Annotated in this window: 9 protein-coding genes and 1 other annotated feature; of the genes, 1 reads left to right on the top strand and 8 read right to left on the bottom strand. The window is 37.3% G+C overall.

Features of this window, described 5'->3' with window-relative positions; genetic code table 11:
• Positions 1–7: 7 nt before the first annotated feature.
• The 7 genes from FA727_RS02035 to FA727_RS02005 all read right to left on the bottom strand — a co-directional run bounded on the left by FA727_RS02035 (position 8) and on the right by FA727_RS02005 (position 10,611).
• Positions 8–1,279 carry an L-lactate MFS transporter gene (locus tag FA727_RS02035; RefSeq protein ID WP_136829063.1) on the bottom strand — a complete coding sequence of 424 codons (1,272 nt, stop codon included), beginning with the start codon at positions 1,277–1,279 and terminating at the stop codon, positions 8–10.
• Positions 1,280–1,625: 346 nt separating this feature from the next.
• Positions 1,626–2,609 (bottom strand): GMP reductase, encoded by a 984-nt coding sequence (gene guaC / locus FA727_RS02030; protein ID WP_136829062.1) that lies wholly within the window; start codon positions 2,607–2,609, stop codon positions 1,626–1,628.
• A 411-nt stretch (positions 2,610–3,020) separates the two neighbouring features.
• Positions 3,021–4,970, bottom strand: coding sequence for a glycoside hydrolase family 183 protein (locus tag FA727_RS02025; RefSeq protein ID WP_206663824.1), 1,950 nt, complete (start codon positions 4,968–4,970; stop codon positions 3,021–3,023).
• Between the two features lie 450 nt (positions 4,971–5,420).
• Positions 5,421–6,650, bottom strand: coding sequence for an NAD(P)/FAD-dependent oxidoreductase (locus tag FA727_RS02020; protein ID WP_136829061.1), 1,230 nt, complete (start codon positions 6,648–6,650; stop codon positions 5,421–5,423).
• 461 nt (positions 6,651–7,111) lie between these two features.
• Positions 7,112–8,548: a proline--tRNA ligase gene (proS, locus tag FA727_RS02015; protein ID WP_136829060.1), complete on the bottom strand. Its 1,437-nt coding sequence runs from the start codon at positions 8,546–8,548 to the stop codon at positions 7,112–7,114.
• Between the two features lie 54 nt (positions 8,549–8,602).
• Positions 8,603–8,818: a binding site (T-box leader), on the bottom strand.
• A gap of 45 nt (positions 8,819–8,863) precedes the next feature.
• Complete coding sequence (locus FA727_RS02010) at positions 8,864–10,063, bottom strand: iron-containing alcohol dehydrogenase (protein ID WP_136829059.1); 1,200 nt, start codon at positions 10,061–10,063, stop codon at positions 8,864–8,866.
• A 284-nt stretch (positions 10,064–10,347) separates the two neighbouring features.
• The gene (locus FA727_RS02005) at positions 10,348–10,611 is read right to left on the bottom strand and encodes a hypothetical protein (RefSeq protein WP_136829058.1); all 264 of its coding nucleotides are present in this window, start codon (positions 10,609–10,611) and stop codon (positions 10,348–10,350) included.
• A gap of 305 nt (positions 10,612–10,916) precedes the next feature.
• On the opposite strand from FA727_RS02005, the gene FA727_RS02000 reads away from it, so the two are divergent.
• Positions 10,917–11,831, top strand: coding sequence for a Gfo/Idh/MocA family protein (locus tag FA727_RS02000; protein WP_136829057.1), 915 nt, complete (start codon positions 10,917–10,919; stop codon positions 11,829–11,831).
• A gap of 129 nt (positions 11,832–11,960) precedes the next feature.
• Here FA727_RS02000 and FA727_RS01995 read toward each other — a convergent pair whose 3' ends face one another.
• Positions 11,961–12,785, bottom strand: a complete 825-nt coding sequence (locus FA727_RS01995; protein WP_136829056.1) for an alpha/beta fold hydrolase — start codon at positions 12,783–12,785, stop codon at positions 11,961–11,963.
• Between the last annotated feature and the right edge of the window lie 28 nt (positions 12,786–12,813).

The raw sequence follows: 12,813 nt of genomic DNA, 5'->3' as shown, positions 1-12,813 counted from the left end.
TATTCATTTAGGCCGTCACTCCAGTTTCTGTTTCTGTCTCTTTTTGCTTTCGAAGCTTCGATATGTCAACTCGAATTAATAATGATACGACGAGAGCAACAACAAATAATCCTGCAAAGAAGGTTAAGCTACCTGCGTAAGTTCCCGTTGTATCCTTAATATATGCAGCAAACATCGGGCCTACGAGCCCAGCTGCGGCCCATGCTGTTAAAATATAGCCGTGAATTGCACCAAGTTGTTTCGTCCCAAATAGATCCCCAATATACGCTGGTATGGAAGCGAAACCTCCACCGTAACATGTATAAATAATGGCCAACATAACTTGGAATAAAAGTGAATTTGTCGTATGCGGCAACATGAAAAACAATCCAATCTGTAGAACAAAAAATGTCGTGTACGTATTCGGACGACCAATATAATCAGAAATTGACGCCCAGCCAATACGCCCCAATCCATTGAATATTCCAATAGCACCGACAAGTGCCGCTGCTGCAACAGTATCAATGCCAATTGTCTCCATTGCTAATGGTTTTGCAACAGCCAAAATGGCTATTCCACATGTCACGTTAATAAAGAGCATCAGCCATAAATACCAAAAACGACTTGTTTTTACCGCTTCATTTGCCATTAGCTGAGATAAGTCCAATCTTGGTTTTGCTGCACCCGATTCGACCTTTTCCTGAAACCCTTTTGGCATCCAGCCCTCAGGTGGTTTTTCCAAATATAAGGATGATGCAGTCATCAGAATAAAGTAAGCGCTTCCTAAAATAAAGAAGGTGTTTGCTACTCCTACGTTTTCGATTAAGCTATTCATAATCGGGCTAGAGATAGCTGCCGCAAAGCCAAATCCCATAATCGCTAGTCCTGTTGCAAGTCCACGACGGTCAGGGAACCATTTCACTAATGTGGAGACAGGTGCGATATAACCAACACCTAGACCGATTCCTCCCAACACTCCATAAAAGATGTAGAGTAATACTTTCGATCCTATTAATACGGCAAGCCCAGAACCCGCTATTCCCACACCAAAAAAGATCGCTGCAAGCAGTCCTGATTTTCTTGGTCCATGCTTTTCAACAAAATGACCTAGAAAGGCAGCTGAAAGTCCCAAAAATAAAATTGCAATACTAAATGTTAATGCTACCTCTGAATCTGACCAACCAAACTGTTCTTTTAACGGATTCGTAAAATTACTCCATGCATAAACGGAGCCAATGGAAATGTGAATTCCTACAGCAGCAGCTGCAATAAGCCACCGATTCTTTTTCGTTTCTGCCATACAGCATATCCTCCTTTTTTTTTGAGTTAATAGACTAACAACTCATTAAGCTAGTTAGCATTCCTCCTTTAGCAAATTATTTTATGAACATAACTGCTTCTAAGGCATCAACTCTTGATTGTTTTAAACTTAATCAGATAATTTCAATTATTAAAATAATTATAACCTAATGATTATTCTTTTTCCAACACGAATGTAGGGTTAATTGCATTCACGGCATAGAACGCTCAGGACAGGATGCTCACTTTAAACATTCATATGTTAAAAATTCCTCTTTTAGGAAAGGAAAATATTAGAATTAAAAAAAGCCCAAAACCTTTTATAAAAGGATTTGAGCTTTTACGACTTAATATATTCTGTCACCATTAAAGATGGAATTCTTTACAACTACATAGTCCACGTTTCTAATAGCAGATAGCTTATTTCCACCTGCATAAGAAATGGAGGATTGAAGATCCTGTTCCATTTCAACTAAAGTATCCTCAATGGAACCTTTGTATTCTACATACATCTTTTTACCTTCGACGTTCTTTCTTTCGCCTTTTTGGTATTCAGATGCTGAACCAAAGTATTCCTTAAACAGCTTTCCATCTCTTTCAACTGTTTCTCCTGGTGACTCTTCATGGCCAGCAAATAAAGAACCGATCATGACCATTGAAGCTCCAAATCGAACGGATTTTGCAATATCACCATGAGTTCGAATACCCCCATCAGCGATAATCGGCTTACTTGCAGCCTTTGCACACCAGCGAAGTGCAGCTAACTGCCAACCACCAGTACCGAAGCCTGTTTTGATTTTTGTAATACAAACTTTACCTGGTCCAATACCAACCTTTGTAGCGTCAGCTCCAGCATGCTCTAATTCACGAACCGCTTCCGGAGTTCCAACATTCCCTGCAATAACAAAGCTCTCTGGCAAGGTTGCTTTGATATGCTTAATCATCTTAATCACTGAATCCGAATGACCGTGTGCGATATCAATCGTGATAAATTCAGGAGTAAGCTGCTCTTCTGCTAAATGTGTGATAAAGCTATACTCTTCTTCCTTAACACCAACACTGATTGAAGCATACAATCCACGCGCTTTCATGTCTTTCACGAAATCTGCACGTTTCTCTGGATTAAAGCGATGCAAAATGTAGAAATAGTTATTTTCAGCTAAATAAATGGCAAGCTTTTCATCAATAATGGTCTGCATATTTGCAGGAACGACTGGTAACTTAAATGTATAATTTCCGAATTTAACAGTTGTATCACATTCAGAACGACTATTTACAATTGATTTTGCGGGAATAAGTTGAATATCTTCATAATCAAATACAGTATCCATATTTACACTCTCCTAAAAATGAGTAAGACTAAATAAAAACCGATTATTATGATAATTCATTTCATATTGATTCCAAGTACTACTGGGAATCCTCAAACTACCAAACAGTTATTATGACTTATGTTTAGTATTGAGAGAAATGAATTTTTCATGCCCTTCTTCTAAGCACAATAACGAGTATATAATACGAATATTTATTTGTCAACTTAATAAATCGTTCGTGTTTTTACGAATTCCAATTGGAACCTCAAGATAAATATCCCGTTTTTTATATTTATACGAACAATACAAATAACTAAACGAGTTAGTCTTCTCATGAAAATATGAAAAGGCAGAAACCTAGTGAAAATGGTTTCCGCCTTTTCTATATAAATCAAATTTTAATTCGAGAGACTTAACTACAAAGCTAGATTAGTTTTTAGTAACATTAAAATCATCGACTTGAATCCAAGTGTCACCATTATTCGCCCATGTCCCAGCATAAATTTCAATACTGTGATTATTACCAGAATTGAACGTCACTGTCTGCTTGGTATAATTTTCGAAACTAGTAAACTGAGTTTCATTTAGGATGGCTCCTCCATTCAGCAATCTTGCTCCGAAATATCCTTCATTGTTGTTCGATGACGTCTTAATCCATCCTGTTAATGTATATGTTTGGTTCGGCTCAACGAAAATTTCCTGTTTTACCGCGTTCCAGCCACTGTTATACCTAGCAAAAGCATTGTTTGATCCAGTATGTGCTAAACCAATATTCCGGTCGACGCCAGCGTTCCCGTTTGTATACCAAGGTGACGAAAGTAGTGACGATGATTGAGTCTCGAATCCAGCATCCCCGACAAGGTTATTTTCTCTAATCAAGCTAACATCGTCTACCTGAGCCCAAGTATCACCATTAGCCCAAATGCCCGTATACAGTTCAACAACACTATTCGGTCCAGAGTTAAAAGTGACGGTTTGTTCCGTATAATTCGAAAGTGACCCAAACTTATTCTCTTTTATGACAGCCCCATCGTTCGGAACTCTTACTCCAAAATAGCCTTCTGAATTATTGGAGGAAGAACGTACCCAACCTTTCAAGGTATAATTCGTATTCGGTTGTACTACAACACGTTGCTTAATAGCGTTCCAACCACTTCCGTTGCGAACATATCCATTATTTTGTCCAGTACGAGCATTTCCAAGATTTCGATCAAGTCCACCTTCGCCCTCCACGTACCAAGGGGCCATGATCGGTGTTGCTGTTTGGGTTTCAAAACTTGGATCAGAAATGATATTGTCCCCTAGCATGTCATCGTTCAAGTTCACTTTCATTAAATGGGTATTATAATCTGGATACCAAGTCGACATGATAAAATACAAGGTCGAACTGTTATTGGACAATGGGTGCATGAACGCATTATATTGACCTAATCCAGTGAAATTACTTGGAACTAAAATTTTCTCACCACTCCAAGGACCAACTGGAGTTGGCGCGTCACGCATAACGATAGCTTGACGATCCTCGTTTAAGTATGTCATGATAAACCGTTTAAAATGAGTGTTGTAAGCAACAGACATTTCTCCAGCTACTCCGATAGCTACTTGTTTAGCCTTCGCTTGATCTGTTACCCAGCCATTTCCATCCCAATATCGGTAATCACCAATATTCAACAGATTGTTTTCCGGAACTCTCGCAAGATACACATCGCCAAATCGCCCGTTTGGTGTAGCATACATATAAACGAATCCGCCATCCTTAACAAAAGCGGCCATTTGGAACTTGCTATCCCAAGTAGAAGTATTGTTGTACCATCTTGCAGTAGGATGCTTTACCCAGTTTTGCCCGTTGTCATCTGAATAGGCAATACCTGAGTAGTTTGTGTACCATCTACCCGCATCTCCCCAATGATTGACCGACATATAGTGAATATAATGTCGATTGCCAACTGTTATTCCAGCGGTTGGGATAACTGTCTGTTCGTCATTATTAATTTTTTTGGAAGGAATAATTTCTTTTGCATATCCTGGGGAGCTTTGAATCATCGTTGAAAAAGAAAGTCCATCTTCCAAATTCTTATCCGAAGAAATGGCTAGAATATTGCTTCTGTTCCAATTTCCAGCTGTATTATTTGTATCGCCAAATGCGATGAAGTATTCGCCTCCACCTTTGTCCCAAACGATACCTAGGTCTGTACCTCCTACATCATATTTCGTATGAGTTTGATTTGGATTTGGCATCGTTTCCCCAGATGGTGTTGCACCAGTCACCCTGGAAATCATGGTTACATTGGATGGAGTAATCGCACTTACGCTACTAATTAATAACGTGCCTACCAAAACAAGCGTTCCGACGAACATAGAGAATATTTTCTTTTTCAATCTACACACTCCTCGTAAACAAAATGAGATTGCCATTTGTAGTCTCAGCCTGATAAAAAGAACCAAAGATATTTCCTGATTAATAGCTGTTCCAATATCACCTCCTTTCGTTTGTTTAGATATGTAAACGTTTACATAATAACCAGAAGTAAACGTTTACATTTTTTTAAAAAAAGAAGAAGGAGCACTTTTCTGTACGGTAACAATTTCTATTCTTCTTCAGACAAATAACTCAAAAGTATTATTCGTCATGTATTTCTAAATTTCCTCTAACTCGATCCAAATACATTTTTGAGTCCCTAAAAAACACTATATTTTTTGACTTCTAAATCTAGACCAACTTTTATACCTTATCTAACAAAAACAGGCACATCCCCTTTTAATTAAGGGATTGTGCCTGTAAAAGTGTTGGACTAGAAAAGTCGGCTTTCTTGTCATCCACTCAGCATACTATCTAGATGAAACCGTTTGGGTAGATCCTTTTTTAGGATTCAGATTTAAGAGTTCTTTTACCATAAACACTGGTCCGCCAAGTACTAGCAAATATCTTGCTTCCACTACTTGTTTCATTAAAGCTGCGAATAATCCTGTAATCTTCACTCCGAATACATTTCCTACCGCTACTTTCAAACCGATAGAAGCCACGGTTCCTTTATGACTATACGTAAATGGTTTTAAAGCCTCTCCACGTATTGTTGCTGCAATATTTGGTCCACAAGTTTGCGCTTGTTGAATGGCAACCTGTGCTGTTGCTGGTAAAGCATTCTGATCTTCCTTCGTGAATAGAGATGCATCTCCAATACAGAATACACCATCAAGCTCTTTTACCCGAAGGTATTCATCCACTGGGATTCTCCCTCTAACCAATTGTAAATTCCATTTTTCTAGTAGTTTATTCGCCCTAACTCCTCCAGACCAAATAAGAGTTCTAGCTGGAATTTGGAAACCATTATCCAAAATAATAGATTCCTTTTTACATTCAACAATTTTAGTAGATGTCATCAATTCCACACCGCTTTTTTTCAAATATGCAGTGGTAAAATCAATTGCTTTTCGATCAAAGAATGGAAGAATAGAATCAGATGCTTCTACATTAATGATTCTTGTTTCCTTAACTGGAATATCATATTGCTTACAAAGCTTCGGAAGCTTATCGACTAATTCCCCAACCATTTCGATTCCAGTGAATCCAGCACCTGCTACAACAAATGTTAAATGAGACGGATCCTGGTCCTCTTTGTATGCCGCAAATTCTTTCGTAATATGGTTCTGAATCGCTTTAGAACTTCTAAAACTACGAATCTTAAAAGCATTCTCTTCCACCCCAGGGATTCCAAACGTATCTACATCAAATCCTAGAGCGATTAATAGATAATCATATTCCAATGTTTCACCATTATCTAAAACGATATTCTTGTCGTTGAAATCTACATTTGAGACAACTGCTTTTTTGAATTTCACAAGATTCGTCTTTAATAAGTCTGGAATGTGTAACGCGACTTTATTGTCAGAAGCTGTACCAGCTCCGATTTTGTGTAATTGAGTAGAAATGTAGTGATAATCATGTTTGTTAATTAAAGTAACATCTGCTTCCCCACTATTTAATATCTTCTCTAACTCTCTGCTCGCAATAAGACCACCGTAACCTGCACCAAGTATAACTACTTTTGGCTTTTCCATGCTGTTTGCCCCTCTCTTTTGTCTACCATCTGGGTAATGTGAATATTTTCACATAAATTTGTGAAATATTTCACATAAAAATATAATTTGATATTACTTGACCTTAAAATAAAATGCAAGACAAATTCGATTGTTTTCTCATCCGATGTTTTCACATGTTCAATTAATGTTCACAAGTAGTGTCGACTAATTTTTTTCATATCTATATGTATCTAAGAAAAATTAGAATGCCGTTCTCCATCCATCGGCATACCTTCCTAAATTCTGGTCGAGATTATCCTTTTCAAATTGACCTACACGGAATCACTAGCTTCTGGTAAGCGAAAAATACGGACAATTAATTTTAATGGTAAAAGAGATCTTTTCACTTTTATACTACAAAAAGCCCCGATTCAGAGAAATAGGGCTTTTTGCTAATGATCTATGAGGATAACCCTCACCGGTTATTTCAAATATTCCTATTAGTAAGCACGCGCAAACCAAACTGTATGTTTAGCTTCCTTACCACAGTTGATGCAAGTATGCTTCGTTGTTGGTGGGTTAAATGGAATATTGCGTGTTGTGAATTTCGTTTGTTCTTTTACATTTTCTTCACAAGCATCGTCTCCACACCAACCAGCTAAAATCCAACCAGGAATTGTGTCATTCTGTTCGGACGCTGCTAAATGTTGTTCTAATTGTTCCAATGAATCGATATGTGTATGTGAATGCTCTGCACGGAACGCTTTTGCTTTTTCGAAAAGACGAGTTTGCATTGTTTCAAGCTCTTTCTCAATGCTTTCCACTACAGATTCTAGAGCAACGGAAACTTTGTCTCCTTCATCACGCGCTTTCATTTGAGCCTGATTATTTTCTAAATCACGTGGTCCAAGTTCAATACGGACAGGTACCCCTTTTAATTCCCATTCGTTGAATTTGAATCCTGGTGATTGGTCAGAATCATCAAGACGAACGCGAATTCCTTTTGCCTTTAACGCTGCAAAGATTTCATCTAATTTCTCAATGATCGCAGGGTTCTTTTTCCAAGGTCCAACTGGGATCAACACAACTTGAGTTGGGGCGATCTTTGGTGGTAAAACTAGACCTTGCTCATCGCCGTGCACCATGATCACTGAACCGATTAGACGTGTAGAAGTACCCCATGAAGTTGTATGCACATACGTATGTTTATTTTCTTTATTTAAGTATTTAATATCAAATGCTTCTGCAAATTTTGTTCCTAAGTAGTGAGAAGTACCAGCTTGGACAGCTTTTCCATCCTTCATCATCGCTTCAATCGAGAATGTATCAACAGCACCAGCAAAACGTTCTGATGGTGTTTTTTCTCCATCATAAACTGGAATCGCCAACAATCCTTCTACAACTTCCTTATAAATATTCAACATTTGCATCGTTTCTTTACGAGCATCTTCTTCATCCACATGAGCCGTATGACCTTCCTGCCATAGGAACTCAGACGTACGGATGAATGGAAGAGTTTTCTTTTCCCAACGGAATACGTTGGCCCATTGATTAATTAAAACTGGAAGGTCGCGATAGCTTTTAATCCAGTTAGAATACAAATGTCCAATCATTGTTTCTGAAGTCGGACGTAACGCTAAACGTTCTTCTAACTGTTCTCCTGCCGCTTCTGTTACCCAAGGAAGTTCTGGTGAGAATCCTTCGATATGGTCCTTTTCCTTTTGGAAAAATGATTCTGGAATTAACATTGGGAAATAGGCATTACGGTGGCCCGTTTCTTTAAAGCGCTTATCCATTTCTGTTTGAATATGCTCCCATAATTCGTAACCATCTGGCTTGAATGCAATACATCCACGTACAGGCGTGTAATCCATTAAATCCGCCTTTTGAATGGTATCAATATACCATTTTGAAAAATCGTTTGTGTTTTGAGACATTGTCTTTTTCCTCCTGAAAAAATAAAATAAAATAAAAAAGCATAAAGAGTCCTAATAAAGGACGTCTTTATGCTTAATAGACGTGGTACCACCTTAGTTCGACTTTAATAAAAAGATTAAAGTCCTCTAACGTTTGTAACGAAACGACTCGGTTAGTTTGGCTAACATCTCCGTGGTAGGGTTCAATAAGAAGAGGTGATATAGCTTTCAGCCAAGGCTATATTTTCTGATTCACAATTCTTATTTACTTGATCACATCATTGAATACGTATTTATGAATTATAATATATCAATTTATATAATGTAATTCAATATTTACTCCTTAATTAACTGATAAAGTTCAAACATTTCATGTTTTGTTAGAATTTTCGGTACTGGATAAAGTGGATTTGCTTCTTTTAGGGCACGTTCAACCATCACTGGAATATCCCTGTCCTCAATCCCATTCACTTTTGTAGGTATTTTCATATCTTGGTTCAACTGTTTAATGGCTTCGATAAACTTTTTTGCCTTCTTTTCTTCATTATTACCAGATTCACTAATTCCTATTAAATCAGCAAGCTCTGCAAGTGGTTTATGTATAGAATCTCCATAATAGTCAAGTACATACGGTAAAACGATGGCATTAGCCAATCCGTGTGGCACCGAATAGAAACCTCCTAATGTGTGGGCAATTGCATGAACGTTTCCAACGTAAGCCCGGGTAAAAGCAATTCCTGCTAAATAGGCAGCTGTTTGCATATTTTTTCGAGCAGTTAGATCGGTGCCATTCGAATACGCCTCAAAAAGATTTTCGAATATCAATTTAACAGCGTCTTTACTACATTCTCTCGTTTCCCTTGTATTACTTTTACCGATATAAGCTTCCACTGCATGTGTCAGCGCATCAATTCCGGTAGCTGCCGTAATATGTGGCGGAAGATTCACAGTAAGTAATGGATCCAAGACCGCATAATGTGGTATCAGCGATATATCCATAAGCGCATACTTCTCATGCGTTTCGCTATTAGAAACTACTGCAGCAAGAGTTGCTTCACTTCCGGTTCCCGCTGTGGTAGGAATCATAAATAACGGAGGCAACTTTTTCATGACTTTAAATAGACCCTTCATCTGTGGAATGCTTTTTCTAGGCTTAGCCACCCTTGCACCAACACCTTTTGCACAGTCCATTGGTGAACCTCCGCCAAAAGCAACAATCCCTTGGCATTGATTCTCCTTATACATTCGAAAAGCTTCCTCAATGTTATCTATCGTTGGATTAGGAACCGTTTTGTCATAGATAAAGAATTTTATATTCTCGTCTTGTAAGCCTTGTAAAAAAGGATCCATCAATTTTATTGAGGTAATTCCTTTATCAGTCACAATTAAAACGCTTTCAATTTTGAGGTTTCGAATCAATTTTGGCAATTTCAGCAAACTATTTTCGCCAGATAACAACTCAGGTTTTCTCCATGGAAGAATAAAAGTACCTAATCGCAGAACCCATTGATAGAGACGGCAATACAGTTTATACATCTCATGACCTCACTTTTCACATAAATTTGGATCAAGAAAGAATAAGTCCTAGGCAATATCATTCTAATAATATATAAGTCTATTTTATTCCACTGTCAAATAATAATTTCTAAATATTCAAATTATATTTTTCGTTTTTGAAAACATGAAAATATATGAAAACCACACCAACCTTAGGTAGTGTGGTTTTCGACTGAAAAAATTGGTGTTATTATAGGATAATTGGCTCTCCCGAAAAAATACTGATAAATGATGCAGTATCATCTACCGTTTATGATCAATATTTATAAATTGAATGATCTAGCAAGGCTATCTACGACACAACTTTTAGCACGTAAGGAAGCTAATGTTGAATTTAGAACATCATTAAGGATTTGACCTGGATCGAACGAGCTCTGTTGACGTCTATTTAACATTGCAGTAAGTAGTTGTTGGTTTGCTGCAAGAACGTCATTAGCATTACTTTCTTTTTTTGGACTTGTTTGATAGATTTTGTATACATTAACTGTTTGAGGAGATTCATCTCTTCGGCAATTATTAGAACTCATAATAACACCTCCTTCTAATTCATCTATCATAATTTATTCAATTTATCCTGTTAAGAAACGGCTATTCCTCTAGAAATGATGCCTATTTTAGACAAGCAATGGATGGTTAGTATTGAAACTTATTATTTTGTTCACTCTTAAGCACATTTACTAGTTACTATATATGATGCACTTGTTATACTGTGAAAAAAGTTAATATGCTAATTAAGCTTCTAATTTGTGCTGGTACACAAAACAATAATTGGATATTATTGAGTCAACTACTGGAATACTAAATAATTTGACCCCATAACGGAGTGATAAAAATGAAACTTGGAATTATCGGATTAGGTGATATTGCAAAAAAGGCCTATCTACCTGTCCTTTCGGAAAAAGAAGGCATGAAACTTGTTTTTTGTACAAGAAATGTAGATACCTTAAACAGCCTTTCAAAAAAATACAGAGTTAATGAAAAAGTTCAATCTGTTGAGGAATTAATAGAGATTGGAATCGATGCAGCTATTGTGAGCACTGCTACAGAGGCCCATTTTGAAATAGCGGAAACATTACTAAGAAATGGCATCCACACTTACATAGACAAACCGATATCAATGAACTTTCATGAAACCGAAAAAATTGTTAATCTCGCAAAAGAGAACGGCAAGATCGCCATGGTAGGTTTTAATAGAAGATTCATTCCAAAAGTGAAAGAACTGAAAGAAAAGGGAAAAGCTAACTTAATTCTCATGCAGAAAAATCGATTTTCTGCTCCAGACTTTGTAAGAAGATTTGTTGTTGAGGATTTTATCCATGTTGTCGATACACTTAGATTTTTGATGGACACTGAAGTCAAGGATATCAAGATTGAATATCTTAAAAATAGGGAACTTCTTGACCATGTAGTCCTCACCCTTATTGGAGAAGGATGTACCGCTATCGGGATCATGAACAGAAATGGTGGTGTCACTGAAGAAATCATCGAATACATGACGGGACAGGATAAATTCGTCGTGAACAGTCTTGTCGAAACAACTCACTATCATAATAAAGAAATCAGTATTTCAAAATTCGGTGACTGGGAGCCAACCCTATATAAACGTGGCTTCTATCAGCTATTAGATCATTTTATCGATTGCGTTCAGAATAATCGCATCCCCGTGCCGTCAATAAATGATTCACTAATTACACATGAAATTTGCGAAAAAATTGTGGAATACATTGAAGCCGATACGAAGTCATGATTTCTTAGAAACAAAAAGGTCCACTCTAGAAAATTCTAGAATGGACCTTTTGTGTGATAATTAGACTGGGTAATGGGATGGTCATTTCTCAATTCCTCGACTTAAAGATGCAAATCAGAGCCAGTGACATCATTCAATTTTATTTAAAAAATTTGATACGATCTCATTGAATTTTTCACTGTGTTCCCAAAACATCATATGCCCACCCAAAACCTCTACTTTAGATTCTGGTGTTAATTGCTTAAGATAATTACCTGCAACTTCTGCCCAGTGTTCCGCGACAACCGTTAACGATGGGACTGTTTGACTAGCTATTTTTGCCGTCTCTCGATAATCAGAGAACATTCCTGAAGCGAATAAGTTACCTGCAATATAATAAGGTGTTTTTAACGATTGCTCCACAAGCCAAGCTAACTCTTCCTCAGCGAGTTCTCTCTGTATCATTACCTGAGTAATATAACTTGTTATGAACTCTCTTTGCCCTTTTGAATTTCGTAAAAAACTATTATAGATGGCTGCAATATCATCAAGAGCTCCTTCAACCCAATCATTCTCTTTAATGGACAGAGATTTTGGTGGCATATCTACCAGAATAATAGATTTAATCTGTTCTGCACCATTTTGCTTCAAATACTCCCAAACGGTTAAACAACCAAAGGACCATCCCAATAGAGTTGGATTTTTCACATCTAATGCCTGTAGGATAGCTGCAAGGTCAGTTCCGTGGGTAACATAGTCATTTCCATGGAGTGACTTGGTCGAACGACCGTGGCTCCTAGGATCTATAACAATCACCCTATTTGTTTTCGAAAAAAATTCAACCTGTTTCGAAAATACCTCTGTTGTAAAAGTGAATCCTGGAATGAACACTAATGGCTCGCCTTCCCCTACATCCTGTACAAAAAGTTCGACTCCTGAATCAACTTCAATATATTTCCCATCTATAAAGGACATTTTCATAACACCCCATTAGTAGTTTAAT

Source organism: Robertmurraya kyonggiensis (genome assembly GCF_005116465.1).
In the GTDB taxonomy this organism is placed as follows: Bacteria; Bacillota; Bacilli; order Bacillales; family Cytobacillaceae; genus Robertmurraya; species Robertmurraya kyonggiensis.
Note: the sequence above shows the minus strand (reverse complement) of the source record. Positions and strands in the feature narration are given on the sequence as shown.